General features: G+C 63.0%; 35 protein-coding genes and 1 pseudogene. 3 read left to right on the top strand and 33 right to left on the bottom strand.

Annotated features, from left to right (window positions below; genetic code table 11):
* The 8 genes from P2Q66_RS16290 to P2Q66_RS16255 all read right to left on the bottom strand — a co-directional run.
* Positions 1 to 860: tRNA pseudouridine synthase A (locus tag P2Q66_RS16290; protein WP_275729782.1), on the bottom strand; the 860-nt coding region annotated here is incomplete at its 3' end.
* A gap of 32 nt (positions 861 to 892) precedes the next feature.
* Positions 893 to 1,468: a 50S ribosomal protein L17 gene (gene rplQ, locus P2Q66_RS16285; protein WP_079596685.1), complete on the bottom strand. Its 576-nt coding sequence runs from the start codon at positions 1,466 to 1,468 to the stop codon at positions 893 to 895.
* A 68-nt stretch (positions 1,469 to 1,536) separates the two neighbouring features.
* Positions 1,537 to 2,547, bottom strand: coding sequence for a DNA-directed RNA polymerase subunit alpha (locus tag P2Q66_RS16280; protein WP_013601812.1), 1,011 nt, complete (start codon positions 2,545 to 2,547; stop codon positions 1,537 to 1,539).
* Between the two features lie 130 nt (positions 2,548 to 2,677).
* A complete protein-coding gene (gene rpsK / locus P2Q66_RS16275; protein WP_009358720.1) occupies positions 2,678 to 3,079 on the bottom strand; it encodes a 30S ribosomal protein S11 in 402 nt (133 codons plus the stop codon).
* Positions 3,080 to 3,133: 54 nt separating this feature from the next.
* Positions 3,134 to 3,508 carry a 30S ribosomal protein S13 gene (rpsM, locus tag P2Q66_RS16270; RefSeq protein ID WP_003803743.1) on the bottom strand — a complete coding sequence of 125 codons (375 nt, stop codon included), beginning with the start codon at positions 3,506 to 3,508 and terminating at the stop codon, positions 3,134 to 3,136.
* Positions 3,509 to 3,682: 174 nt separating this feature from the next.
* Positions 3,683 to 3,796 (bottom strand): 50S ribosomal protein L36, encoded by a 114-nt coding sequence (rpmJ, locus tag P2Q66_RS16265; RefSeq protein WP_009358722.1) that lies wholly within the window; start codon positions 3,794 to 3,796, stop codon positions 3,683 to 3,685.
* A gap of 70 nt (positions 3,797 to 3,866) precedes the next feature.
* Positions 3,867 to 4,088, bottom strand: a complete 222-nt coding sequence (gene infA, locus P2Q66_RS16260; RefSeq protein ID WP_009358723.1) for a translation initiation factor IF-1 — start codon at positions 4,086 to 4,088, stop codon at positions 3,867 to 3,869.
* Between the two features lie 172 nt (positions 4,089 to 4,260).
* Positions 4,261 to 5,259, bottom strand: a complete 999-nt coding sequence (locus P2Q66_RS16255) for a P1 family peptidase (protein WP_275729762.1) — start codon at positions 5,257 to 5,259, stop codon at positions 4,261 to 4,263.
* Between the two features lie 109 nt (positions 5,260 to 5,368).
* Here P2Q66_RS16255 and P2Q66_RS16250 point away from each other — a divergent pair, with 109 nt between their 5' ends.
* Both P2Q66_RS16250 and P2Q66_RS16245 read left to right on the top strand, forming a co-directional pair.
* A complete protein-coding gene (locus P2Q66_RS16250) occupies positions 5,369 to 5,860 on the top strand; it encodes a DUF2975 domain-containing protein (protein ID WP_275729760.1) in 492 nt (163 codons plus the stop codon).
* Positions 5,860 to 6,081: a helix-turn-helix transcriptional regulator gene (locus P2Q66_RS16245; protein ID WP_275729757.1), complete on the top strand. Its 222-nt coding sequence runs from the start codon at positions 5,860 to 5,862 to the stop codon at positions 6,079 to 6,081. Before P2Q66_RS16250 ends, P2Q66_RS16245 begins: the two co-directional genes overlap by 1 nt.
* A 76-nt stretch (positions 6,082 to 6,157) precedes the next feature.
* On the opposite strand, the gene map is transcribed toward P2Q66_RS16245, so the two are convergent.
* The 23 genes from map to rpsJ all read right to left on the bottom strand — a co-directional run bounded on the left by map (position 6,158) and on the right by rpsJ (position 19,386).
* The gene (gene map / locus P2Q66_RS16240; RefSeq protein ID WP_275729754.1) at positions 6,158 to 6,985 is read right to left on the bottom strand and encodes a type I methionyl aminopeptidase; all 828 of its coding nucleotides are present in this window, start codon (positions 6,983 to 6,985) and stop codon (positions 6,158 to 6,160) included.
* Between the two features lie 70 nt (positions 6,986 to 7,055).
* Entirely contained in the window at positions 7,056 to 7,625 is a 570-nt protein-coding gene (locus P2Q66_RS16235; protein WP_176156829.1) for an adenylate kinase, read from the bottom strand.
* A gap of 5 nt (positions 7,626 to 7,630) precedes the next feature.
* Positions 7,631 to 8,941, bottom strand: coding sequence for a preprotein translocase subunit SecY (secY, locus tag P2Q66_RS16230; protein ID WP_079596679.1), 1,311 nt, complete (start codon positions 8,939 to 8,941; stop codon positions 7,631 to 7,633).
* Positions 8,942 to 9,157: 216 nt separating this feature from the next.
* A complete protein-coding gene (gene rplO, locus P2Q66_RS16225) occupies positions 9,158 to 9,649 on the bottom strand; it encodes a 50S ribosomal protein L15 (RefSeq protein ID WP_079596678.1) in 492 nt (163 codons plus the stop codon).
* Positions 9,650 to 9,856: a 50S ribosomal protein L30 gene (gene rpmD, locus P2Q66_RS16220; RefSeq protein ID WP_028269574.1), complete on the bottom strand. Its 207-nt coding sequence runs from the start codon at positions 9,854 to 9,856 to the stop codon at positions 9,650 to 9,652. It abuts the gene before it with no gap.
* A gap of 3 nt (positions 9,857 to 9,859) precedes the next feature.
* Positions 9,860 to 10,588, bottom strand: coding sequence for a 30S ribosomal protein S5 (gene rpsE, locus P2Q66_RS16215; RefSeq protein WP_079596677.1), 729 nt, complete (start codon positions 10,586 to 10,588; stop codon positions 9,860 to 9,862).
* A complete protein-coding gene (gene rplR, locus P2Q66_RS16210) occupies positions 10,585 to 10,968 on the bottom strand; it encodes a 50S ribosomal protein L18 (protein WP_079596676.1) in 384 nt (127 codons plus the stop codon). Before rplR ends, rpsE begins: the two co-directional genes overlap by 4 nt.
* A 2-nt stretch (positions 10,969 to 10,970) precedes the next feature.
* The gene (rplF, locus tag P2Q66_RS16205; protein WP_079596675.1) at positions 10,971 to 11,507 is read right to left on the bottom strand and encodes a 50S ribosomal protein L6; all 537 of its coding nucleotides are present in this window, start codon (positions 11,505 to 11,507) and stop codon (positions 10,971 to 10,973) included.
* Positions 11,508 to 11,525: 18 nt separating this feature from the next.
* Entirely contained in the window at positions 11,526 to 11,924 is a 399-nt protein-coding gene (rpsH, locus tag P2Q66_RS16200) for a 30S ribosomal protein S8 (RefSeq protein WP_079596674.1), read from the bottom strand.
* Between the two features lie 88 nt (positions 11,925 to 12,012).
* Entirely contained in the window at positions 12,013 to 12,594 is a 582-nt protein-coding gene (gene rplE, locus P2Q66_RS16195; protein WP_050054317.1) for a 50S ribosomal protein L5, read from the bottom strand.
* A complete protein-coding gene (gene rplX, locus P2Q66_RS16190; protein ID WP_013601824.1) occupies positions 12,594 to 12,956 on the bottom strand; it encodes a 50S ribosomal protein L24 in 363 nt (120 codons plus the stop codon). Before rplX ends, rplE begins: the two co-directional genes overlap by 1 nt.
* Positions 12,957 to 12,959: 3 nt before the next feature.
* Positions 12,960 to 13,328, bottom strand: a complete 369-nt coding sequence (gene rplN, locus P2Q66_RS16185) for a 50S ribosomal protein L14 (protein ID WP_009358299.1) — start codon at positions 13,326 to 13,328, stop codon at positions 12,960 to 12,962.
* A gap of 705 nt (positions 13,329 to 14,033) precedes the next feature.
* Positions 14,034 to 14,339: a 30S ribosomal protein S17 gene (rpsQ, locus tag P2Q66_RS16180; protein ID WP_013601827.1), complete on the bottom strand. Its 306-nt coding sequence runs from the start codon at positions 14,337 to 14,339 to the stop codon at positions 14,034 to 14,036.
* On the bottom strand, positions 14,336 to 14,665 hold the full coding sequence (gene rpmC / locus P2Q66_RS16175) for a 50S ribosomal protein L29 (protein ID WP_013601828.1): 330 nt from the start codon (positions 14,663 to 14,665) through the stop codon (positions 14,336 to 14,338). Before rpmC ends, rpsQ begins: the two co-directional genes overlap by 4 nt.
* A gap of 2 nt (positions 14,666 to 14,667) precedes the next feature.
* A complete protein-coding gene (gene rplP, locus P2Q66_RS16170) occupies positions 14,668 to 15,084 on the bottom strand; it encodes a 50S ribosomal protein L16 (protein ID WP_013601829.1) in 417 nt (138 codons plus the stop codon).
* Positions 15,085 to 15,915, bottom strand: coding sequence for a 30S ribosomal protein S3 (gene rpsC, locus P2Q66_RS16165; protein WP_079596673.1), 831 nt, complete (start codon positions 15,913 to 15,915; stop codon positions 15,085 to 15,087).
* The gene (rplV, locus tag P2Q66_RS16160) at positions 15,916 to 16,281 is read right to left on the bottom strand and encodes a 50S ribosomal protein L22 (RefSeq protein WP_009358304.1); all 366 of its coding nucleotides are present in this window, start codon (positions 16,279 to 16,281) and stop codon (positions 15,916 to 15,918) included. It lies immediately after the preceding gene.
* 38 nt (positions 16,282 to 16,319) lie between these two features.
* Entirely contained in the window at positions 16,320 to 16,601 is a 282-nt protein-coding gene (rpsS, locus tag P2Q66_RS16155) for a 30S ribosomal protein S19 (protein ID WP_003803803.1), read from the bottom strand.
* Between the two features lie 12 nt (positions 16,602 to 16,613).
* On the bottom strand, positions 16,614 to 17,453 hold the full coding sequence (gene rplB, locus P2Q66_RS16150; protein ID WP_066293289.1) for a 50S ribosomal protein L2: 840 nt from the start codon (positions 17,451 to 17,453) through the stop codon (positions 16,614 to 16,616).
* A gap of 29 nt (positions 17,454 to 17,482) precedes the next feature.
* Positions 17,483 to 17,788: a 50S ribosomal protein L23 gene (gene rplW / locus P2Q66_RS16145; RefSeq protein WP_009358306.1), complete on the bottom strand. Its 306-nt coding sequence runs from the start codon at positions 17,786 to 17,788 to the stop codon at positions 17,483 to 17,485.
* Positions 17,785 to 18,405 (bottom strand): 50S ribosomal protein L4, encoded by a 621-nt coding sequence (gene rplD, locus P2Q66_RS16140; protein ID WP_079596672.1) that lies wholly within the window; start codon positions 18,403 to 18,405, stop codon positions 17,785 to 17,787. The genes rplW and rplD overlap by 4 nt, the downstream gene beginning before the upstream one ends.
* A 4-nt stretch (positions 18,406 to 18,409) precedes the next feature.
* Entirely contained in the window at positions 18,410 to 19,060 is a 651-nt protein-coding gene (rplC, locus tag P2Q66_RS16135) for a 50S ribosomal protein L3 (RefSeq protein ID WP_013601833.1), read from the bottom strand.
* Between the two features lie 17 nt (positions 19,061 to 19,077).
* On the bottom strand, positions 19,078 to 19,386 hold the full coding sequence (rpsJ, locus tag P2Q66_RS16130) for a 30S ribosomal protein S10 (RefSeq protein ID WP_003803825.1): 309 nt from the start codon (positions 19,384 to 19,386) through the stop codon (positions 19,078 to 19,080).
* 399 nt (positions 19,387 to 19,785) lie between these two features.
* On the opposite strand from rpsJ, the gene P2Q66_RS16125 reads away from it, so the two are divergent.
* Positions 19,786 to 21,225, top strand: a complete 1,440-nt coding sequence (locus tag P2Q66_RS16125) for a GH1 family beta-glucosidase (protein ID WP_079596671.1) — start codon at positions 19,786 to 19,788, stop codon at positions 21,223 to 21,225.
* Between the two features lie 27 nt (positions 21,226 to 21,252).
* Here P2Q66_RS16125 and P2Q66_RS16120 read toward each other — a convergent pair whose 3' ends face one another.
* On the bottom strand, positions 21,253 to 21,378 hold the full coding sequence (locus P2Q66_RS16120; RefSeq protein WP_139386233.1) for a protein BatD: 126 nt from the start codon (positions 21,376 to 21,378) through the stop codon (positions 21,253 to 21,255).
* A gap of 29 nt (positions 21,379 to 21,407) precedes the next feature.
* A pseudogene (locus P2Q66_RS16115) lies at positions 21,408 to 22,555 on the bottom strand (hypothetical protein); the annotation flags it as partial.

Raw genomic sequence — 22,555 nt, 5'->3', positions numbered from 1 at the left:
CGGGCCAGCAGTTCGTCGTCGGACGGGTAGGCCACTTCCTCCAGCACTAGGGGGTGCGGCGCGGCGAGCACGGACTTCGCGTCGCGCTTCTTCGCCAGCAGCCGCTCATGCAGCCAGCCCGGTTCCACCACGCCCTCCCCCACGTACAGGGCGGAGCCGATGAGGGCGCGCACCATGTTGTGGCAGAACGCGTCGGCCTGCACGGTGGCGACGATGACGCCGTCCTCCGCACGCGTGAACTCGAAGCGCTGCAGCTCGCGGATGGTGGTTGCCCCCTCCCGCGGCTTGCAGAAAGCCAGGAAGTTCTGGAGCCCCAGCAGCTTGGAGGCACCTTCGTTAAGCAGGGCCACATCCAGCGGGTTCTTGTGCCACAGCGTGGAGTAGCGGCCCAGCGGGTCCCAGAGGGCGGTACCGTCGGCGATCCGGTAGCTGTAGCGCCGCCAGAGGGCCGAGAAGCGGGCGTCGAAGCCGGGAGGCGCCAGCGAGATCCGGTGCACCTCGACGGCCCCGGTGAGGTCGCCGAGGATGCGGCTCAGTGCCCCGCGGATCCTGCGGAGCATGGCGACGGCGGGATCGAGTTCGTGCCCGCGCGGAAGTCCCAGCCACTCGGCTTCGGTGAGGTCCAGGTGGACCACCTGCCCGCGTGCGTGCACGCCGGCGTCGGTCCGCCCGGCAACGGTGACGCGGACGGGGCGGCGGACCAGGAGCTGCAGCGCTTCCTCGAGCACACCTTGGACTGTCCGCAGGCCCGGCTGCAATGCCCACCCGCTGAAGGGGCCGCCGTCGTAGGACAAATCAAGCCGGACACGCAAAAACCCGCCGCCCCCCATAACGGGGGCCGCGGGTTTTTGGTCGTTCATAGACTTAAGTCTATGCGAAGAAAATCAGCGAATTACTTCGCGTCCTTTTCCTCGGCAGCGGGAGCTTCAGCAGCTTCCTCAGCGGCCGGAGCCTCTTCGGTGGCAGCTTCTTCAGTCGCAGTTTCTTCAGCAGCGGGAGCCTCAGCAGCTTCGGTCTCGGCGACCTCGGCCTCGGGAGCTTCCTCGGCAGCCGGAGCAGCCTTGGCAGCAGCCTGGGTAGCCTCGGCGACTACGGCCTGCTTGGCGGAAACCGGCTCGAGAACCAGTTCGATGACAGCCATGGGAGCGTTGTCGCCCTTGCGGTTGCCGATCTTGGTGATGCGGGTGTAGCCGCCGTCGCGGTTCTCCACTGCCTGGGCAATGTCGGTGAACAGCTCGTGGACGACGCCCTTGTTGCTGATCAGGCCCAGGACGCGGCGGCGGGAAGCCAGGTCGCCGCGCTTGGCGAAGGTCACCAGTCGCTCTGCGTACGGCTTCAGGCGCTTGGCCTTGGTCACCGTGGTGGTGATCCGCTTGTGCTCGAACAGGGATGCTGCCAGGTTCGCGAGCATGAGGCGCTCGTGAGCCGGGCCGCCTCCGAGGCGCGGACCCTTAGTGGGGGTAGGCATAATTGTTTCTCCTCATGTGGAAGCCGTGGGCTGCACACCATGGTGCAGCCCGCTGGCCAAGGTCTGGTTTAGAGTTCGTCGTCGCCGAAGGCGGCGTCGTCCTCTTCGATTGCTGCGGCGCGTGCTGCGAGGTCAAAACCGGGAGGCGAGTCCTTGAGGGACAGGCCCAGTTCAACCAGCTTTGCCTTGACCTCGTCAATGGACTTTGCACCGAAGTTGCGGATGTCCATCAGGTCAGCCTCGGAGCGTGCAACGAGTTCACCCACGGTGTGGATGCCCTCACGCTTGAGGCAGTTGTAGGAACGGACGGTGAGGTCCAGATCCTCGATCGGCAGTGCCATGTCGGCTGCCAGGGCAGCGTCGGTGGGCGACGGGCCGATCTCGATACCTTCAGCTGCGGTGTTCAGCTCACGGGCCAGACCGAACAGTTCCACCAGGGTGGTGCCTGCGGAAGCGACGGCATCGCGCGGGGCGATGGCCTGCTTGGTCTCGACGTCGACAATCAGCTTGTCGAAGTCGGTGCGCTGCTCAACACGGGTTGCTTCCACGCGGAAAGTAACCTTCAGCACCGGCGAGTAGATGGAGTCGACCGGGATACGGCCGATCTCTGCGTCGCCGGACTTGTTCTGAGCTGCCGAAACGTAGCCGCGGCCGCGCTCGATGGTCAGTTCGAGTTCGAACTTGCCCTTCGAGTTCAGCGTGGCAATGTGCAGATCCGGGTTGTGGAATTCGACGCCGGCCGGCGGAGCGATGTCCGCGGCGGTGACGACTCCGGGGCCCTGCTTGCGCAGGTAAGCGACAACTGGCTCGTCGTGCTCGGAGGAAACCGAGAGGCTCTTGATGTTCAGGATGATCTCAGTGACATCTTCCTTGACACCCGGAACCGTGGTGAACTCGTGCAGCACGCCATCGATCCGGATGCTGGTTACGGCAGCACCGGGGATGGAGGAGAGCAGGGTACGGCGGAGGGAGTTTCCGAGGGTGTAGCCGAAGCCCGGTTCCAGCGGTTCAATGATGAAACGCGAACGGTTTTCGGAGACTACCTCTTCGGAGAGGGTGGGGCGCTGTGCAATGAGCACTTAGGTTTCCTTTCGGCGAGCATCCGCTATATGACGCAACACAGGTGGTGGAAATTCGGTCTGAAGACTTAACGCGCTGGGCTTGCCCGGACCATCGACGGTCCGGGCAAGCTCATGCGGCGGGAAAGCCTTAGACGCGGCGGCGCTTCGGCGGGCGGCAGCCGTTGTGTGCTGCGGGGGTGACGTCCTGGATGGAGCCAACCTCGAGGCCAGCGGCCTGCAGCGAACGGATTGCCGTCTCGCGTCCGGAACCCGGACCCTTGACGAAAACGTCTACCTTGCGCATGCCATGCTCCTGCGCACGCTTGGCAGCGGCTTCAGCAGCCATCTGGGCAGCGAACGGGGTGGACTTACGCGAGCCCTTGAAGCCAACCTCACCTGAGGAAGCCCAAGAGATAACAGCGCCGGTCGGATCCGTGATGGAAACGATGGTGTTGTTAAACGTGCTCTTGATGTGCGCCTGGCCAAGCGCGATATTCTTCTTGTCCTTCTTACGCGGCTTGCGAACCGCGCCACGAGTCTTCGGGGGCATTTTTTCTCCTACAGAAAGTTATTGGGGAAAGCTCCGTTAATCCCGGCGGGGATTTTAACGGGCCTTCTTCTTGCCGGCGACGGTACGCTTCGGGCCCTTGCGGGTACGTGCGTTGGTCTTCGTACGCTGACCGCGTACGGGCAGGCCCTTGCGGTGGCGCAGGCCTTCGTAGCTGCCGATTTCAACCTTGCGGCGGATGTCGGCTGCTACTTCGCGGCGAAGGTCACCCTCAACCTTGTAGTTGCCTTCAATGTAGTCACGCAGCTCAACCAGCTGGGCATCGGTGAGGTCCTTAACGCGGACGTCAGCGCTGATGCCAGTGGCAGCCAGGGTTTCGTGTGCACGGGTCTTGCCCACGCCGTAGATGTAAGTAAGCGCAATTTCCAGCCGCTTTTCGCGGGGAATGTCTACGCCAGCGAGACGAGCCATAGTGGCAGTACTCCTTGATAAACCGGAGGTCGTAGGCAGTACACCCGCACGTTCTGTGCGGCCCCAGCCTCCGACCGGGGGTTAGCTGCCCGGGCTCCATACGTCCCAGATCAGCTTGTGCTGCCTTTATTTACTTGCGTGGGTTAGCAACCCAGGGTTTCCCGATGAAGGGAATTAGCCCTGGCGCTGCTTGTGGCGCGGGTTCTCGCAGATCACCATGACCCGGCCATTACGGCGGATCACTTTGCACTTTTCGCAGATCTGCTTGACGCTCGGCTTGACCTTCATGGCATTCCTTTGCGTGTAACAGTTGGTCAACTGGAGCGGCGGCCAGCTCTCGCTGAAGCCGCCCAGCAATTTACTTGTAGCGGTAGACGATACGACCACGGGTGAGGTCGTACGGGCTCAGCTCCACCACTACGCGGTCCTCGGGGAGGATCCTGATGTAGTGCTGACGCATCTTTCCAGAGATGTGTGCCAGAACGATGTGCTTGTTGGTGAGCTCAACGCGAAACATCGCGTTAGGCAGCGCCTCGGTCACAACGCCTTCGATCTCAATGACCCCGTCCTTCTTGGCCATACCCTCCGCTAACTGTTGTTGCCGCAGCCCTGCCGGATTGCACCGCGCATGGCCACGAACGTTTTTGTTGGATCGATTGCCGGCTCCAGGCCCAAAGAGGGCGCGGCAGTCCAGACAACCAACAAACAACACTACTCTGTCTCGCCGTAAAAGTTAAATCGGCAATAGTAACCTACTCGGCACCGTACACACCATAATCCCCGTCCGGGGTGCTGACGGGTTCGGCGCTGGCCACGCCGTCCAGGATGGCCGAGCGGACGACGTCGGCTGCCGCGCTTTGCAGCGTGATGAGACTGATCTGCCGGGCTGTTTCGTCGCTGCGGTCGAGTGCCAAGCCGCCCGTTGCCAGGCAGAAGACGGTGTCCCCGTCGGCGAGGGTGTGGCTTGGATTCAGCGCCCGGGCGATCCCGGCATGAGACGCGGCGGCAGTCCGTTTGCACTCCGCCACGTCCAAAACGGCGTTGGTGGCGACCACAACAAGGGTTGTGTTCAGCGGCGCCGGACCGCTGAGCTTGTCCTCCCGGTGATTGAGCTTGTCCTCCCGGTGATTGAGCTTGTCGAAATCCAGGGTTTCGGCAGGCTCAACCACCGGACCGGGGTTAACTATCGGAAGTCCCAAGGCATTAACGACGGCCAGCGCCGCAACCACAACTCCACTGTCTAGGGTGACCGAGGCCGTGCCTATACCGCCTTTGAAGGTCCTGCCAAGCAGCGCCCCGGTGCCGGCGCCCACGTTGCCGCGTCCGACGTCGTGCCCGTCCTTCTCCCCCGCAGCCGCCGCCGTCGCCGCGTAGCCCATGTCCGCCGTCGGACGTGCGGAAAAGTCGCCGCCCCGGCCCAGGTCGAAGATCGCTGCCGCCGGGACGATGGGCACCACTCCCCCGGGCACGGCGAAGCCTCTGCCGTTCTCCTCGCACCACCGCTGGGCGCCGCCGGCGGAGGCGAGGCCGTAGGCGCTGCCGCCGGTGAGCACCACGGCATCCACAACACTGACAAGGCTGGTGGGATCCAGCGCATCGGTCTCGTGCGTGGCGGGCCCGCCGCCCTGGACATCAACCGAGCCCACAGTGCCGGGCGGCGGCAGGACCACCGTCACGCCGGTGAGCCAGCCGGCGTCGTTCCGTTGGACATGGCCAACCCGGATACCGGGCACATCAGCGAGAGATCCCATGCGCCCATTCTGCCTCGCACCACCCGAGCACCCAGCCGCGACAGCACCGCATTGCTTAACCTATTGAATATCGATAGAATCCGACTGTTGCCCGATAAAGGAGAAGTTCATGGGAAAGCTAACGGTCCTGGCGCTGCGCATCGTCATTGCGCTGGTCCTCGCCGGTTCACTGTTCGTACAGGTATGGATGGTGCCGCTGCTGTCCGTCGACATGGAGGAAGCGGGCGCACCCACCGGCCCGCGCATCGCGCTGCTGGCGATTGTGGTCCTGGGCATCGTCTGCGTGCAGGTAACGGCGGTATGCGTCTGGCGGCTGCTGACCATGGTGCGCAAGGGGACGGTCTTCTCCCACGGCGCGTTCCGCTACGTTGACCTGATCTTCGGTGCCATTGCAGTGGCGGCGCTGCTCATGTTCGGGATCGCCGTGCTGCTGGCGCCGGGAGAGGTGGCGCCGGGCGTCGTCCTGCTGATCTGCGGCGCCTCGCTCATGATTGCCGGTGTGGCACTGATCGTGCTGGTGCTCCGGACACTGCTGGCGCAGGCGGTGGCCCGTGATGCCGAGGCCAAGCACCTGCGCTCCGAGCTGGACGAGGTGATCTGATGGCGATCATCGTGGATATCGATGTGGCGCTGGCCAAACGGAAGATGCCTGTCGGCGTGCTCGCCGAGCGCGTGGGAATCACGCCGGCAAACCTGGCGGTGCTTAAGAACGGGCGGGCCAAGGCAGTCCGGTTCACCACGCTCGAGGCCCTGTGCGAGGTGCTGGAGTGCCAGCCCGGCGACCTGCTGCGGTGGGTGCCTGACGGCGCTTCGGAAGACTAAGAGGGCCTTCCCCAACTAGGTCGCAGTAGTTGTCGTTTTGGCGCGTCATAACGACAACTACTGCTACTTACATGGGCTAGGGGATGGGCACGGGGGTGACGCCGAGCGGCACAAGGTGCTCCGCTCCGCCGTCGGGCGCTGAAAGCACCCAGATGCCCTTCTCATGGACCGCCACGGAATGCTCCCACTGGCAGGAACGCTTGCCGTCGGTGGTCACCACGGTCCAGTCGTCCTCCAGCACGGCGGTCTCAATGCCGCCGCGCACCAGCATGGGCTCGATCGCCAGGCACAGGCCCGGTTTGATCTTGGGCCCGCGGTGGTTGGTGCGGTAGTTCAGGACGTCCGGCGCCATGTGCATTTCGGAGCCGATGCCGTGGCCCACGTAGTCCTCCAGGATGCCCAGTGGCTTCCCGGGAACGGAGGAGACGTAGTCGTCGATGGCCGCGCCGATGTCGCCCACGTGCGTGCCGGTGGCCAGCGCCGCGATCCCCCGCCACATGGCAGCGTTGGTGACGTCCGAGAGCCGCTGGTCCTCCGGATCGGCGGTTCCCACAATGACGGTCCGCGCCGAATCGGAGTGCCAGCCGTCCACGATGGCACCGCCGTCGATCGAGATGATGTCGCCGTCCTGCAGCACACGGCTGCCCGGGATGCCGTGCACCACCTCGTCGTTGACGGACGTGCAGATGGTGGCCGGGAAGCCGTGGTACCCGAGGAAGTTGGATTTCGCGCCGGCTTCGTTCAGGACGGCGGCGAACACGTCGTCGAGGTGGTTGGTGGTCACACCGGGCACCGCGGCGGCAACAGCAGCGTCCAGGGCACGGCTCAGGACCAGTCCTGCCTCGTGCATGGTGCGCATCTGGGCGTTGTTCTTGTATTCGATGCGGGGCTGGCCAAAGGCCATGGTGTGTTCCTTTCAAATGGCTGAGGCTCCTCCCGTGTACCGGGAGGAGCCTCGGAATTCAGTGCCTGGATCAGGCCGCCTGTGCCGCCTTGATGGCCTGCATCACGCGGTCGGTCACTTCATCGATCGGGCCGATGCCGTCAACCTGGGTGAGGATGCCGCGCTCGGCATACTTCGCCACCACGGCTTCGGTCTGCTCGTGGTACAGGTCAAGGCGGTGGCGGATGACGGCTTCGTTGTCGTCGCTCCGGCCCGTTTCCTTGGCCCGGCCGAGGAGGCGGTGCACCAGCTCCTCATCGTCGGCAGTCAGCTGCAGGACGACGTCGAGCTTCTCGTCGCCCTTGGCGAGGATCTCGTCGAGGTAATCCACCTGCGCGGTGGTGCGCGGGTAGCCGTCCAGCAGGAAGCCGCTTTCGACGTCGGCCTCGCTGAGGCGGTCGCGCACCATCTTGTTGGTGACGCTGTCCGGAACAAAGTCGCCCGCATCCATGTACTTCTTGGCTTCGATGCCAAGCGGCGTTTCGCCCTTTACATTGGCGCGGAAGATGTCGCCGGTGGAGATCGCAACAACGCCGAGGCGCTCCGAGATCCTTTCCGCCTGCGTACCCTTGCCCGAACCGGGAGGTCCAATAATCAGCATTCTCGTCATCGCAAAAGCCCTTCGTAGTGACGTTGTTGTAGCTGCGCATCAATTTGCTTGACGGTCTCCAGGCCAACGCCCACCATGATCAGGATCGAGGTGCCACCGAACGGGAAGTTCTGGTTTGCGTTGATCAGTACCAGTGCCACCAGCGGAATCAGTGCCACGAAGCCCAGGTAGAGGGCGCCGGGCAGGGTGATCCGGGAGAGCACGTACTGCAGGTAGTCAGCGGTCGGTTTACCGGCGCGGATACCTGGAATGAAGCCGCCGTACTTCTTCATGTTGTCGGACACTTCTTCAGGGTTGAAGGTGATCGCGACATAGAAGTAGGTGAAGAACACGATCATGGCGAAGTACAGGACCATGTAGATCGGTTGGTCGCCGCGGACCAGGTTGTTGTTGATCCATTCGACCCACGGCTGGAGCTGCTCACCGGCTGCGGGCTGGTTGAACTGTGCAATCAGGCCGGGCAGGTAGAGCATGGAGGAAGCGAAGATCACCGGGATAACACCGGCCATGTTCACCTTGATGGGGATGTAGGTGCTGGTTCCACCCACGGTGCGGCGTCCGATCATCCGCTTGGCGTACTGCACCGGAACACGGCGCTGTGACTGCTCCACGAAGACCACCAGTGCCACGGTCAGCAGGCCGACGGCCAGGACGGTGAAGAACGTTGCCGGTCCCTGTGAGCTCCAGATGGCGCCGAGGGAGGTGGGGAACGTCGCTGCGATGGAGGTGAAGATGAGCAGGGACATGCCGTTGCCCACGCCCTTCTCGGTGACGAGCTCGCCCATCCACATGATCAGGCCGGTGCCGGCCGTCAGGGTAATGATGATCAGGATGGTGGTGATGACGCTGTCGTCAGGGATGATCGGGAGCGCACAGCCGGGAAGCAGCTGACCGGAGCGGGCGAGGGACACCAGGGTGGTGGCGTTCAGCAGGCCCAGGGCAATGGTGAGGTACCGGGTGTACTGGGTCAGCTTGGACTGGCCCGAAGCGCCCTCTTCGTACAGCTGCTGGAAGCGGGGAATGACCACCCGGAGCAGCTGGACGATGATACTGGCCGTGATGTACGGCATGATGCCCAGGGCGAAGATGGACACCTGGAGCAACGCGCCGCCGCTGAACAGGTTAACGAGCTGGTAGAGCCCGCCTGCCGTCTGACCGTTCTGCAAGCATTGCTGGACATTCTGGTAGTCCACACCAGGCGAGGGAATGAAAGCACCCAAGCGGAAGATGGTGATGATTCCCAGCGTGAACAACAACTTGCGTCGCAGATCAGGCGTGCGAAAGGCCCGGCCAAATGCGCTAAGCAAGCGTCCTCCTGTGGTGTTTATAAGAGTGGTGTGATGGGGCTCAATAATCCCAACAACCGAGTCTAACGGTTGGATGCGCCATGCGAACAATCCGCGGCGGCGCCCGTGCGCCCGGTGGCGGGAAAAATACGTCGGGTGGATGTGAAAAACTCCCGGTGACCAGGGCCTTGGCCCCGGTCACCGGGAGTTCAACAACGGGCTTGGCGCCCACCGGCTCTAGAGAGCGGTGGTGCTTCCGCCTGCTGCAGCAATCTTTTCAGCGGCGCTGGCCGAGAATGCGTGGGCGGTGACGTCAACCTTGACGGTGATGTCGCCGGTGCCCAGCACCTTGACGGGCTGGTTCTTGCGAACGGCACCCTTTTCGACCAGGTTCTCCACGGTGACTGCGCCACCTTCCGGGAACAGCTCGTTGAGCTTGTCCAGGTTTACAACCTGGAACTCAACCCGGAACGGGTTCTTGAAGCCACGCAGCTTCGGCAGGCGCATGTGCAGCGGCAGCTGGCCGCCGGCAAAGCCAGCCTTGACCTGGTAGCGGGCTGCAGTACCCTTGGTGCCACGACCGGCGGTCTTACCCTTGGATGCCTCACCACGACCAACACGGGTCTTGGCGGTCTTGGCACCCGGAGCGGGACGCAGGTGGTGAACCTTCAGGGCGTTCTGCTTGTCAGCAGCGGCGCTCTGTGCCTTGTCAGCAGTGTTCTCTGCCATTTACTTCGCCTCCTCTACCTTTACCAGGTGCGGAACCGTGTTGAGCATTCCGACGGTGACGGCGTCGGCGGTGCGGACAACGGTGTGTCCGATCCGCTTCAGGCCGAGGGACCGCAGGGTGTCGCGCTGGTTCTGCTTGCCGCCAATGGCGGACTTGATCTGAGTGATCTCCAACTGGGTGTCGGAGGGGATCAGGTTCTTAGCCATAACTTAGACACCTGCCTTCGGGTTCAGGAGGGCCTTCACCAGTGCCGGCGGAGCGATCTCGTCGAGGGGCAGGCCGCGGCGTGCTGCCACTGCTGCCGGCTCTTCGAGGCGCTTCAGGGCATCAACGGTCGCGTGAACGATGTTGATGGCGTTGGAGGAACCGAGCGACTTGGAGAGGATGTCGTGGATGCCCACGCACTCCAGTACTGCACGGACCGGGCCACCGGCGATAACACCGGTACCGGCGGAGGCCGGACGCAGCATTACGACGCCTGCAGCAGCCTCACCCTGAACGCGGTGCGGGATGGTGTTGCCAACGCGGGGAACGCGGAAGAAGGACTTCTTGGCCTCTTCAACGCCCTTCGCAATTGCGGCAGGAACTTCCTTAGCCTTGCCGTAGCCAACGCCGACCATGCCGTTGCCGTCACCGACGACGACCAGAGCGGTGAAGCTGAAGCGACGACCACCCTTGACCACCTTGGAAACGCGGTTGATGGTGACGACGCGCTCTACGAACTGGCTCTTCTCGGCTTCACGGCCGCCGTCGCGGCCGCCACGGCCACCACGCTCGCCGCGGCCCTGGCCACGGTCGCCACGCTCGCCGCGACGAGCGCCGCCACGGCGGTCGTCACCAGCTGCGGGGGCAGTGGTCTCAGTGGCCGGAGCAGCTACGGCTTCAGTCGCCTTCTGATCTGCAGACACAGTGTCCTTTTCCTTGTTTGCTTCCGTCACAGTGACAGCCCACCTTCACGTGCACCGTCAGCGACGGCGGCGATCCGGCCGTGGTACTTGTTACCACCGCGGTCGAAGACAACAGCTTCGATACCGGCAGCCTTGGCACGCTCGGCGACGAGCTCGCCAACGCGCTTGGCCTTGGCAGTCTTGTCACCGTCGAATGCACGAAGGTCGGCTTCCAGAGTGGACGCGCTCGCTACGGTCAGGCCCTTGGTGTCATCGACAACCTGGACGAATACGTGGCGTGCGGAGCGGTTGACGACCAGACGAGGACGTACAGCCGTACCGGAGATGCGCTTACGGATACGAAGCTGGCGGCGGCTGCGCGAAGCAGACTTGCTCTTGTTCGTACGCTTCTTGTTAATTGAGATGGCCATGGTTACTTACCAGCCTTTCCGACCTTGCGGCGGATGACTTCGCCGGCGTAACGGATGCCCTTGCCCTTGTAGGGGTCCGGCTTCCGCAGCTTGCGAATGTTGGCAGCAACCTCGCCGACCTGCTGCTTGTTGATACCTGAAACAGAGAGCTTGGTCGGGGTCTCAACTGCAAAGGTGATGCCCTCCGGTGCGGAGACGTTGACCGGGTGGCTGAAACCGAGAGCGAACTCAAGGTCAGATCCCTTGGCCTGAACGCGGTAACCGGTACCGACGATTTCAAGCTTCTTCTCGTAGCCCTTGGTGACGCCCTCGATCATGTTGGAGATCAGGGTGCGGGTCAGGCCGTGGAGAGAGCGGGATGCGCGCTCGTCGTTCGGGCGGGCGACGGTCAGGGTGTCTGCTTCCAGGGAAACCTCGATCGGGCTGGCCACAGTGTGGTTCAGCTCGCCTTTGGCACCCTTGACGCTGACGACAGAGCCGTCAACCTTGACCTCAACGCCGGCAGGAACGGTGATGGGGAGACGTCCAATACGTGACATTATTCTCTTCCTTTCCCGTTACCAGACGTACGCGAGGACTTCGCCGCCCACGCCCTTCTTGCCGGCCTGCTTGTCAGTCAGGAGGCCGGAAGAGGTGGACAGGATTGCGACACCCAGGCCACCGAGCACGTGCGGCAGGTTGGTGGACTTTGCGTAAACACGCAGGCCCGGCTTGGAAATACGGCGAACGCCAGCGATGGAACGCTCGCGGTTCGGTCCGAACTTGAGCTCGATGGTCAGCTTCTTGCCGACCTCCGCGTCTTCTTCCTTCCAGCCGGCGATGAAGCCTTCGGCCTTGAGGATGTCGGCGACGCGTGCCTTGAGCTTGCTGTACGGCATGGACACGGTGTCGTGGTATGCCGAGTTTGCGTTGCGCAGACGCGTGAGCATGTCTGCGACAGGATCTGTCATTGTCATTGTGGGCTCTTGCCCTTCCTCATAACGGTTTCCGCGGTGCCGCTTCCACAGGTGGGAGCCGTACCGCCGGACCTTTTACGTAGTTAGATTAGTCTTCGGCCTTGAACGGGAAGCCAAGCGCCTTCAGCAGCGCGCGGCCTTCGTCATCGGTCTTTGCAGTGGTAACAACCGTGATATCCATACCGCGGGTGCGGTCGATCTTGTCCTGGTCGATTTCGTGGAACATAACCTGCTCGGTCAGACCGAAGGTGTAGTTGCCGTTGCCATCGAACTGCTTGCCGGACAGGCCGCGGAAGTCGCGGATACGGGGCAGTGCGAGGGTGACCAGGCGGTCCAGGAATTCCCACATGCGGTCGCCACGCAGGGTAGCGTGTGCACCGATGGGCATGCCTTCGCGCAGCTTGAACTGTGCGATCGACTTGCGGGCCTTGGTTACCTGCGGCTTCTGGCCGGTGATCTGGGTCAGATCGCGGACAGCGCCGTCGATCAGCTTGGAGTCCTTGGCGGCATCTCCAACACCCATGTTCACAACGACCTTGACGAGGCGCGGAACCTGGTTGACGTTTTCGTACTTGAATTCCTCAATGAGCGTGCTCTTGATGGATTCGGCGTACTTGGTCTTCAGACGAGGAACGATCTTCGTTGCCGGAGTCTCGAGAGTCTCAGTCATTAGATGTCCTTCCCTGAGCTCTTGGCCACGCGGATGCGGACTTCGCGCTGCTTGCCGTTGCGCTCAACGGTCTCAGTGCGGAAGCCAACGCGGGTGGGCTTCTTGGTGGACGGGTCAACCAGTGCCACGTTGGAGATGTGGATCGGGGCTTCAACAACCTCGATGCCACCGGTCTTGGTGCCGCGCTGCGACTGACCGACCTTGGTGTGCTTGGTTACGCGGTTGATGCCTTCGACCAACACTCGGTTGGTGTCGGTGAACACGCGCAGGACCTTGCCCTGCTTGCCGCGGTCGCCGCCGCGCTCAGCCTTGGCGCCAGTGATGACCTGAACGAGGTCACCCTTCTTGATCTTTGCAGCCATGGACTAGAGCACCTCCGGAGCCAGAGAAACGATCTTCATGAACTTCTTGTCACGGAGTTCACGACCAACCGGTCCGAAGATACGGGTACCGCGGGGGTCACCGTCGCCCTTCAGGATCACAGCTGCGTTCTCGTCAAACTTGATGTAGGAACCATCCGCACGGCGGCGTTCCTTCTTGGTACGGACGATGACTGCCTTGACAACATCGCCCTTCTTTACGTTGCCGCCCGGAATTGCGTCCTTGACGGTGGCGACAATGACGTCACCGATGCCTGCGTAGCGACGGCCGGATCCACCGAGAACGCGAATGGTAAGGATTTCCTTAGCACCCGTGTTGTCGGCGACCTTGAGTCGCGACTCCTGCTGAATCACTATTTACTCCTTGCGTCGCGCCGGTTCTCAGACCGAAAATCTTCCTACGGAATGAGCCTTGCGGAACGGTTGATCGGGGTGTCTCTTGACCTGCCTGGATTTTGCCAGACCAGGCCTAAACTCCCGTGCCAACAGCAGTTGCTCCCATCCGGTCCGGGACGGATCCCGGGCGCAAGGGGGCACTATGCCTTGGCACGCTTGTTTACGAGGTTTGATGACGGCGCACGAAAGGCGCCATACAAACTCAAAATCTTAGCACAGTTTGGCTCAGTCTCCATATCACCTTGCGCCTCTCCCCCGCAAGACGGACGACGGCGGCACGCAGCACGGCCCTTTTGGCCCGCCAGGCGCGCCACTCCCCGCAAAGCCGCGACCCCGCCGTCGCACGCTCCCTCACCTGATGCGGGCTTTTTACCGACGCTCTCTCACTTTCCTGAGGGAAGTGAGAGAGGGTCCTCCCAAAACCTGCATCAGGTGAGAGAGCGTTGCCCAAATGACTGCGAAAGGTGAGAGCGGGTGCGGAAGGGCGGACGACGGCGGCACGCAGCGCACCCTTTTGGCCCACTTTTGGTGCCACTCCCCCACAAAGCCGCGGCGTCGTCGTCGTGAGCTCCTCAAAAGTGGGCTGCTCGTGACGGCACGGGCTGTTAAACGAGGAAGCCCCCGCTCCGGAGAGAGCGAGGGCTTCCAGCTAAGCAGCAGGTGCTACTTGGCCTTCTCGAGGATTTCCACGAGCCGCCAGTTCTTGGTGGCGGACAGCGGACGGGTCTCGGCGATGACAACGAGGTCGCCGATGCCGGCGGTGTTGTTCTCGTCGTGAGCCTTGACCTTGGAGGTACGGCGGATGACCTTGCCGTACAGGGCGTGCTTCACGCGGTCCTCAACCTGGACAACGATGGTCTTTTCCATCTTGTCCGAGACCACGTAGCCGCGACGCGTCTTGCGGTAACCGCGCTGCTCAGCCGTGGCTGCGGTAGCAGTTTCCGTCACGTTCTCGTCCTTTTCACTCACTTGGCATCCTCCTCGGTCTCAACCGTTTCAGCCGGCTCGGCCTTCTTGGTTGCTGCCTTCTTGGACTTCTTCTCTTCCTTGGCTTCCACAACCGGTGCGGCAACCTCGGCACGAATGCCCAGCTCGCGCTCACGGAGAACGGTGTAGATGCGGGCGATGTCCTTCTTTACCGCGCGCAGACGACCGTGGTTCTCCAGCTGTCCGGTGGCGGACTGGAAACGCAGGTTGAACAGCTCTTCCTTGGCCTTGCGGAGTTCTTCAACGAGACGCTCGTTGTCGAAACCGTCCAGCTGTGCGGGAGCCAGATCCTTGGATCCTACTGCCATTTCTATTCACCACCTTCGCGACGCAGAATGCGTGCCTTCAACGGGAGCTTGTGAATTGCCAGGCGCAGGGCCTCGCGTGCTACCGATTCTTCGACACCGGAGATCTCGAAGAGAACCCGGCCCGGCTTGACGTTTGCGACCCACCATTCCGGTGAACCCTTACCGGAACCCATGCGGGTTTCGGCAGGCTTCTTGGTCAGGGGACGGTCCGGGTAGATGTTGATCCAGACCTTGCCGCCACGCTTGATGTGGCGGGTCATCGCAATACGTGCAGACTCGATCTGACGGTTGGTGACGTATGCCGGGCTCAGGGCCTGGATGCCGTACTCACCGAAGGAGACCTTGGTGCCGCCCGTAGCAGCGCCGGAGCGACCCGGGTGGTGCTGCTTACGGTGCTTGACTCGACGTGGGATAAGCATTTAAGCCTGTCCTCCTTCTGCAGCAGCAGGTGCTGCTTCAACTGCCGGTGCTTCTGCAGCAGGAGCTGCGTCAGCGGCCGGGCGGTCGTTGCGACGGCGGCGGTCACCACGGTCAGCGCCACCCGGACGGCCCGGACGGTCGCCGGAGCGGCCGCGGGACGGGGCGGAAGCGGCCTGCTGGGCCAGTTCCTTGGCGGTGACGTCACCCTTGTAGATCCAAACCTTCACGCCGATGCGGCCGAAGGTGGTCTTGGCTTCGTAGAAGCCGTAGTCGATGTTCGCGCGGAGGGTGTGCAGGGGCACACGGCCTTCGCGGTAGAACTCCGAGCGGGACATTTCAGCGCCGCCCAGTCGACCGGAGCAGGCGATACGGATGCCCTTGGCACCTGCACGCTGTGCGGACTGCATGGCCTTCTTCATCGCGCGGCGGAAAGCCACACGGGAAGTCAGCTGCTCTGCAACGCCCTGGGCAACAAGCTGGGCTTCCATCTCGGGGTTCTTGACCTCGAGGATGTTCAGCTGGACCTGCTTGCCGGTGAGCTTTTCGAGCTCGCCGCGGATGCGGTCTGCTTCTGCTCCACGGCGGCCGATGACGATGCCGGGACGGGCCGTGTGGATGTCCACGCGGACGCGGTCACGGGTGCGCTCGATCTCAACCTTGGCGATACCGGCGCGCTCCATGCCCGTGGACATGAGCTGGCGGATGCGGATGTCTTCGCGAACGAAGTCCTTGTACCGCTGGCCGGCCTTGGTGCTGTCAGCGAACCAGTGCGATACGTGATCGGTGGTGATGCCGAGTCGGAACCCGTGCGGGTTTACTTTCTGTCCCACTTAGCGAGCCTCCTCTTTCTCCGGGGTAGCGACTACCACGGTGATGTGGCTGGTGCGCTTCTTGATCTGAAATGCACGACCCTGGGCACGCGGCTGGAACCGCTTCATGGTCGGGCCTTCATCAACAAACGCTTCGCTGATGATGAGGTCGCCTTCGTCAAACGCCACGCCGTCGCGGTCCGCGAGGACCCGGGCGTTGGAGATTGCCGACTGTACTACCTTGAATACCGGCTCCGAAGCTGCCTGCGGGGCAAACTTCAGAATTGCCAGAGCCTCATTCGCTTGCAAACCACGAACAAGGTTGACGACGCGCCGGGCCTTCATAGGCGTTACGCGGATGTGGCGCGCAATTGCCTTGGCTTCCATTGCTTTCCTTCTCTCGTCTTTGACGTAAGTGCAGGCGCCTAGCGGCGCTTGCCCTTACGGTCGTCCTTGACATGGCCGCGGAAAGTCCGCGTGGGAGCGAATTCGCCGAGCTTGTGCCCGACCATCGACTCAGTGACAAACACCGGGATGTGCTTGCGTCCGTCGTGTACGGCGATCGTGTGTCCGAGCATGTCGGGGATGATCATCGAACGGCGGGACCAGGTCTTGATGACGTTCTTGGTGCCCTTTTCGTTTTCCCTGGCTACCTTCACAAAGAGGTGCTGGTCAACGAAAGGACCTTTTTTCAGGCTGCGTGGCATGTGTCCAGGCTCCTATCGCTTGTTCTTGCCAGTACGACGGCGACGCACAATAAGCTTGTCGCTCTCTTTGTTGGGGCGGCGCGTGCGGCCTTCCCGCTTACCGTTCGGGTTGACGGGGTTACGTCCACCGGACGTCTTACCCTCACCACCACCGTGCGGGTGGTCAACCGGGTTCATGGCTACACCACGGACGGTCGGGCGGACGCCCTTCCAGCGCATGCGGCCGGCCTTGCCCCAGTTGATGTTCGACTGCTCGGCGTTGCCCACCTCGCCGACGGTTGCGCGGCAGCGCACGTCAACGTTGCGGATTTCGCCGGAAGGCAGACGCAGCTGGGCGAAGCGGCCTTCCTTGGCAACAAGCTGGATGGATGCACCGGCGGAGCGGCCCATCTTGGCGCCGCCACCCGGACGCAGTTCGACTGCGTGGATAACGGTACCCACGGGGATGTTGCGCAGGGGCAGGTTGTTGCCAGGCTTGATGTCAGCGTTGGCACCTGCCTCTACGAAGTCACCCTGTGAGAGCTTGTTCGGGGCGATGATGTAACGCTTGGTGCCATCAACGTAGTGCAGGAGGGCGATGCGAGCCGTGCGGTTCGGATCGTACTCGATTTCGGCAACGCGGGCGTCAACGCCGTCCTTGTCGTGGCGACGGAAGTCGATCAGACGGTACTGGCGCTTGTGTCCGCCACCCTTGTGACGGGTGGTGATCTTACCGGTGTTGTTACGGCCGCCCTTTTTGGGCAGCGGACGTACCAACGACTTTTCCGGCGTCGACCGCGTGATTTCGGTGAAGTCCGCTACGCTCGAGCCACGACGGCCCGGGGTAGTCGGCTTGTATTTACGGATTCCCATAATTTATTTCCTCGTTAAAGTGGTCTCCGCTACGAGAGCGGACCGCCGAAGATGTCGATGGTGCCTTCTTTGAGGGTGACAATCGCACGCTTGGTGTTCTTGCGGGTACCCCATCCGAATTTGGTGCGCTTGCGCTTACCGGCACGGTTGATGGTGTTGATCGATTCGACCTTGACGGAGAAGATCTTCTCCACGGCCAGCTTGATCTCGGTCTTGTTCGACCGGGGGTCCACCAGGAAGGTGTACTTGCCCTCGTCGATCAGGCCGTAGCTCTTTTCCGACACGACGGGTGCAAGCACGACGTCGCGGGGATCCTTGATGGTGGCTGCGCTCACTTGGCATCCTCCTCGTTCTTAGCTGCCTTGGCGGCAACGAATGCTTCGTAGGCAGCCTTGGTGAAGACAACGTCATCAGACACGAGAACGTCGTAGGTGTTCAGCTGGTCTGCGTACAGAACGTGAACACCGGCGAGGTTACGCACGGACAGTGCAGCAACATCGTTGGCGCGCTCGATGACGACCAGCAGGTTCTTGCGGTCGGAAACACCGCGAAGCGTTGCCAGTGCGTTCTTGGCCGAAGGCTTGTCGCCTGCAACCAGTTCAGCGACAACGTGGATGCGTCCGTTGCGGGCCCGGTCAGACAGTGCGCCGCGCAGTGCAGCAGCAATCATCTTCTTGGGGGTGCGCTGGCTGTAGTCACGCGGGGTGGGACCGTGGACAACGCCACCGCCGGTCATGTGAGGAGCACGGATGGAACCCTGACGGGCGCGGCCGGTGCCCTTCTGCTTGAACGGCTTGCGTCCTGCACCGGAAACTTCAGCGCGGGTCTTGGTCTTGTGGGTACCCTGGCGAGCAGCAGCGAGCTGGGCAACGACAACCTGGTGCAGCAGCGGCACGTTGGTCTGGACGTCGAAGATCTCTGCAGGCAGGTCAACCTGGACAGTGTTAGCCATTGAACTAGGCTCCCTTCACGGCGGTGCGTACGAGTACGACCTGGCCGCGGGCGCCGGGGACGGCGCCCTTGATCAGGAGCAGCGACTTCTCGACGTCAACCGCGTGGACCGTAAGGTTCAGCGTGGTGTGACGAACGGCGCCCATGCGGCCGGCCATTTTCATGCCCTTGAAGACGCGGCTCGGGGTGGATGCGCCACCGATTGAACCGGGCTTACGGTGGTTCTTGTGGGCACCGTGGGAAGCTCCAACGCCGTGGAAGCCGTGACGCTTCATAACACCGGCGAAGCCCTTACCCTTGGTGGTGCCGATGACGTCGATCTTCTGGCCGGCTTCGAAGACCTCTACGGAGAGCTCCTGGCCCAGCTCGTACTCAGCAGCATCTGCGGTACGGAGTTCGACGACGTGGCGGCGAGGCGTGACGCCTGCCTTCTCAAAGTGACCAGCCAGCGGCTTGGTGACCTTGCGGGGATCGATCTGGCCGTAGCCGATCTGAACGGCGACGTAGCCATCAGCTTCTGCGTTGCGCAGCTGGGTGATGACGTTCGAGTCTGCCTGGACCACAGTGACGGGGATGAGCTTGTTGTTCTCGTCCCAGACCTGGGTCATGCCGAGCTTCGTGCCCAGCAGGCCCTTTACGTTACGGGTTGCGGTCATAGTTTCTCAGCACCTCCCTACAGCTTGATTTCGATGTTCACGTCAGCCGGCAGGTCGAGACGCATGAGCGAGTCAACAGCCTTCGGCGTGGGATCGATGATGTCGATAAGACGCTTGTGCGTGCGCATTTCAAAGTGCTCGCGGCTGTCCTTGTACTTGTGCGGAGAGCGGATAACGCAGTACACGTTCTTCTCCGTCGGCAGCGGCACGGGGCCCACTACCGTTGCGCCTGCGCGCGTGACCGTCTCAACGATCTTCCGTGCTGAAACGTCAATGACCTCGTGGTCGTATGACTTCAGCCGGATGCGGATTTTTTGTCCCGCCATGTCGCCTGACTCTCTTTCAGTCTGTGCTTCCCCTGGTTGGGGCTGCCCTGTTCACTTACTCGTTGTATGGCTGCCGAAGCAATTGAGGTCGTAACCACCATCCGCCGCACAAACTGAATCCGGATGAATCCGGGTTCCTCACCTTGCCGGCGTAACCGACCCCCGCGGTCGGGCGTGTCGCGCTCAGCACGCATACAAATCCGCAGTTCCATTGGGGTGGGTTATGTTTGGTCTTCCACTTGGACCCTGACACCCGGCATTATCCGGATCGGGACACGAAGAAGCGCTTGAACAACTCATCTAGTATGCCGGAAAACCCCGGCAGATGCGAATCGCCCCTTTTCAGGCGGCCGCAGCGGGGTCATTGCCCTCAGTTCCTTCCGAATGGATGATAAGGAGATGACGCTGGAAAGCACTGAATCGGTGACGGAACTGGCCAACCGCATGCCGCCGTCGTTCACCCTGGGCGTCGCGGCAGCGGCGTTCCAGATTGAAGGCGCCCTGAGTGAGGGGGGCCGCGGACCGTCCGGCTGGGATGCGTTCGCCGAGAAACCCGGGGCTATCGTGGACGGGCACTCACCCGCAGTGGCGTGCGACCACTACAACAGGCTGCCCGAGGATGTGGCCCTGCTGCAGGAACTCGGCGTGGATTCCTACCGTTTCTCGCTGTCCTGGCCGCGGATCCAGCCGGACGGCCGGGGAAGCTTCAACCAGGAGGGCCTGGACTTCTACGACCGGCTGATCGACCAGCTGCTGGCCGCCGGCATTTCCCCTATGGCCACGCTGTACCACTGGGATACTCCCCTGCCCCTGGAACACAAGGGCGGCTGGATGAACCGCGAAACCGCGGAACGCTTTGGCGACTACGCCGCGGCGGCGGCCGAACGCTTCGGAGACCGGGTGGCCCAATGGGTCACGCTCAATGAGCCGGTCTCGGTAACCCTGAACGGCTATGCCCTGGGTGTCCACGCCCCCGGCCACGCGCTGATGTTCGACGCCCTTCCCTCCATCCACCACCAGCTCCTCGCCCACGGGCTCGGCGCCCAGGCGCTGCGGGCGGCGGGCGTCACCGGCACGGTGGGAGTCACCAACCTCCATGCGCCCATCCGGCCCGCGTCCCGGAAGATCGGTGACCGGCTCGTGGCGCACCTCTACGACCTGCTGATGAACCGGATCTACGCCGACCCTGTCCTGCTGGGCCGCTATCCCACCCTGCCCGTGTACGCCCGGCCGTGGCTGCGTTCCATCGGCCGGATCTCCGACGCGGACCTGCGCACCATCCACCAGCCACTGGATTTCTACGGCCTCAACTACTATTTCCCCGTCAAGGTGGCGATCGGCCGCGGCGTGGCACCCATCCCCGCGGATATGCACAAAGCCGTGGCCCGCCTGCCGTTCCATGAGGTGGGCTACCCGGAGTTCGACAGCACGGGGTTCGGCTGGCCGGTGGCTCCCGAACACCTGGGCATCCTGCTCAAGGAGCTCAAGGACCGCTATGGGGACGCCCTCCCGCCGGTGTACATCACCGAAGGCGGCGCGAGCTTCCCCGAACCGGACCAGGTATCCGGCACGCTCCAGGATGACGAGCGGGTGCAGTACCTGGCCACCCATCTGCGCGCCGCCCTGGACGCCACGTCCCCGGGCGGAATCGCCTCCGGCGTGGACCTGCGCGGCTACTACGTGTGGACCCTGATGGACAACTTCGAATGGGCCGCCGGATATTCGCAGCGGTTCGGCCTGGTGCACGTGGACTTTGAAACCCAGGAACGCACTCCCAAGCAGTCCTACTACTGGTACCAGGCCCTCAGCCGGGCACGCAAAGCCAAGGCGGGCCAGTAGTCCGCCCGGGAATTCTGCTGAAGCCGGCTACTGGTTCTTGTTGGCCCGGTTGATGCGCTTGGCGCGCTCAATCTCGTGACGGAAATGCCTCTTGGCCCAGAACACTCCGGCCACCACCGCAACCGCGATGATCAGGAAAATAAGCCATCCCATGATGAACTCCTCTCAATGCTGCAACAGTATCAGGGGAGGTTCCGGGCCGGCCTGTCCTTGCTGCCGGCTGCTGCGGTTTCCGTGCTGCGGTTGAGCCGCCACACGGCAAACGCAATGAGTCCGACGGCGATCAGCGCCAGCAGCGCGAATGTGTACTCCCGCATTGCCCACAGGATGCAGGCAGCCACGCCGCCTGCGCCCCAGCGCACGAAGAGTCGGTCACCCAGTGCGAGGCCGGCCACCAGCATCACGGCCAACAGGACCAGGAGCCAGAGCTGCTGGCCCCCTGTGCCCCCGAAAACCACGCCGGCACCGGACAGCGTGAGCAGGATGCCCGAAGCTCCGGCGATGGTACGGCCCACGGCCTCATGTCCGGACCGATAACGCAGGGCGGCAAGTATCGCGCCCAGTACCACGTACCACTGGGCCACCCAGAACGGGTGGGGCAGGTCCCATGTGTCCAGCTCGAAGATGGCAGCCCGCTGTACCGCCGCCACGACAGCGAGGACACCCAGTTCCGCAACCATCCGGCGCAGCGTGGGTGGCGCTTCGAGGAGTGCGACGGCGGCAGTGCACGCAAGTGCGGCAGCGCCAACCCATGCCGTCGCGTCCGACTGCAGCCCGGCCGCTGCGGTGGCGCCGAGCCCCAGGAGGGTGGCTCCGGCCAGTGACCAGCGCCGTACCGGATCCTGCACCAGCCCGCCGGCACGGGCCCGCCGAACAGCATAGAGCCCAACGGCCGCCACACCCGGCCCGGTCAGCCACGGAAGATAGCGGCCCCACTCCCCCTCGTAGGCCCCGGCCACTACGGCGGCGAGCATCAAGGCGCCCACCAACACACCCAGTGCTGCGGGCGGATAGAGGGCCGGGGTCCGCTCGACGTGTGAGGCGGTGAAAAGCACTGCCGCAAGGGCAAGGACGGCCGCCCCGGCAACCCAGTCGGCCGCCCTCGGCGCAACAACCAATGCGGCGAGGGTGAAGGACAGGGCGGCAACCAGCCATAGCCAGCGCTCAATGCCGGGGAGCTCGATATTCCGACGCCTCCACAGCGCACCGATTGCTGCCGCCGAAAGTCCCGGCAGCAGCAGGGCGATAGCCGTTCCCGTGTAGGTGAACAGGGCCGCCTCGCCGAAGGATACGAACGGGCTCAGCGTGAACACGGCAAACAGGAGCGCCC

This window comes from Arthrobacter sp. Cr_A7 (assembly GCF_029222765.1).
In the GTDB taxonomy this organism is placed as follows: Bacteria; Actinomycetota; Actinomycetes; order Actinomycetales; family Micrococcaceae; genus Arthrobacter.
The sequence above is the reverse complement of the archived record's forward strand: the minus strand, read 5'-3'. Positions and strand labels throughout refer to the sequence as shown.

What these genes read in the sequence shown, in the direction of transcription:
- rplV (WP_009358304.1), bottom strand. Translation starts at nt 16,281, where the DNA reads ATGGAAGCCAAGGCAATTGCGCGCCACATCCGCGTAACGCCTATGAAG.
- rpsJ (WP_003803825.1), bottom strand. Translation starts at nt 19,386, where the DNA reads ATGGCGGGACAAAAAATCCGCATCCGGCTGAAGTCATACGACCACGAG.
- rpsS (WP_003803803.1), bottom strand. Translation starts at nt 16,601, where the DNA reads ATGCCACGCAGCCTGAAAAAAGGTCCTTTCGTTGACCAGCACCTCTTT.
- P2Q66_RS16125 (WP_079596671.1), top strand. Translation starts at nt 19,786, where the DNA reads ATGACGCTGGAAAGCACTGAATCGGTGACGGAACTGGCCAACCGCATG.
- P2Q66_RS16250 (WP_275729760.1), top strand. Translation starts at nt 5,369, where the DNA reads ATGGGAAAGCTAACGGTCCTGGCGCTGCGCATCGTCATTGCGCTGGTC.
- P2Q66_RS16235 (WP_176156829.1), bottom strand. Translation starts at nt 7,625, where the DNA reads ATGCTGATTATTGGACCTCCCGGTTCGGGCAAGGGTACGCAGGCGGAA.
- rplP (WP_013601829.1), bottom strand. Translation starts at nt 15,084, where the DNA reads ATGCTTATCCCACGTCGAGTCAAGCACCGTAAGCAGCACCACCCGGGT.
- rplF (WP_079596675.1), bottom strand. Translation starts at nt 11,507, where the DNA reads ATGTCACGTATTGGACGTCTCCCCATCACCGTTCCTGCCGGCGTTGAG.
- rpsM (WP_003803743.1), bottom strand. Translation starts at nt 3,508, where the DNA reads ATGGCTCGTCTCGCTGGCGTAGACATTCCCCGCGAAAAGCGGCTGGAA.
- rpsH (WP_079596674.1), bottom strand. Translation starts at nt 11,924, where the DNA reads ATGACAATGACAGATCCTGTCGCAGACATGCTCACGCGTCTGCGCAAC.
- rplQ (WP_079596685.1), bottom strand. Translation starts at nt 1,468, where the DNA reads ATGCCTACCCCCACTAAGGGTCCGCGCCTCGGAGGCGGCCCGGCTCAC.
- rplR (WP_079596676.1), bottom strand. Translation starts at nt 10,968, where the DNA reads ATGGCCATCTCAATTAACAAGAAGCGTACGAACAAGAGCAAGTCTGCT.
- rplE (WP_050054317.1), bottom strand. Translation starts at nt 12,594, where the DNA reads ATGACTGAGACTCTCGAGACTCCGGCAACGAAGATCGTTCCTCGTCTG.
- rplC (WP_013601833.1), bottom strand. Translation starts at nt 19,060, where the DNA reads ATGACCGCAACCCGTAACGTAAAGGGCCTGCTGGGCACGAAGCTCGGC.
- P2Q66_RS16245 (WP_275729757.1), top strand. Translation starts at nt 5,860, where the DNA reads ATGGCGATCATCGTGGATATCGATGTGGCGCTGGCCAAACGGAAGATG.
- map (WP_275729754.1), bottom strand. Translation starts at nt 6,985, where the DNA reads ATGGCCTTTGGCCAGCCCCGCATCGAATACAAGAACAACGCCCAGATG.
- rplO (WP_079596678.1), bottom strand. Translation starts at nt 9,649, where the DNA reads ATGGCAGAGAACACTGCTGACAAGGCACAGAGCGCCGCTGCTGACAAG.
- rpmJ (WP_009358722.1), bottom strand. Translation starts at nt 3,796, where the DNA reads ATGAAGGTCAAGCCGAGCGTCAAGCAGATCTGCGAAAAGTGCAAAGTG.
- rpsK (WP_009358720.1), bottom strand. Translation starts at nt 3,079, where the DNA reads ATGCCCCCGAAGACTCGTGGCGCGGTTCGCAAGCCGCGTAAGAAGGAC.
- P2Q66_RS16255 (WP_275729762.1), bottom strand. Translation starts at nt 5,259, where the DNA reads ATGGGATCTCTCGCTGATGTGCCCGGTATCCGGGTTGGCCATGTCCAA.
- P2Q66_RS16120 (WP_139386233.1), bottom strand. Translation starts at nt 21,378, where the DNA reads ATGGGATGGCTTATTTTCCTGATCATCGCGGTTGCGGTGGTGGCCGGA.
- infA (WP_009358723.1), bottom strand. Translation starts at nt 4,088, where the DNA reads ATGGCCAAGAAGGACGGGGTCATTGAGATCGAAGGCGTTGTGACCGAG.
- rpmD (WP_028269574.1), bottom strand. Translation starts at nt 9,856, where the DNA reads ATGGCTAAGAACCTGATCCCCTCCGACACCCAGTTGGAGATCACTCAG.
- rpmC (WP_013601828.1), bottom strand. Translation starts at nt 14,665, where the DNA reads ATGGCAGTAGGATCCAAGGATCTGGCTCCCGCACAGCTGGACGGTTTC.
- rplB (WP_066293289.1), bottom strand. Translation starts at nt 17,453, where the DNA reads ATGGGAATCCGTAAATACAAGCCGACTACCCCGGGCCGTCGTGGCTCG.
- rplD (WP_079596672.1), bottom strand. Translation starts at nt 18,405, where the DNA reads ATGGCTAACACTGTCCAGGTTGACCTGCCTGCAGAGATCTTCGACGTC.
- rplX (WP_013601824.1), bottom strand. Translation starts at nt 12,956, where the DNA reads ATGGCTGCAAAGATCAAGAAGGGTGACCTCGTTCAGGTCATCACTGGC.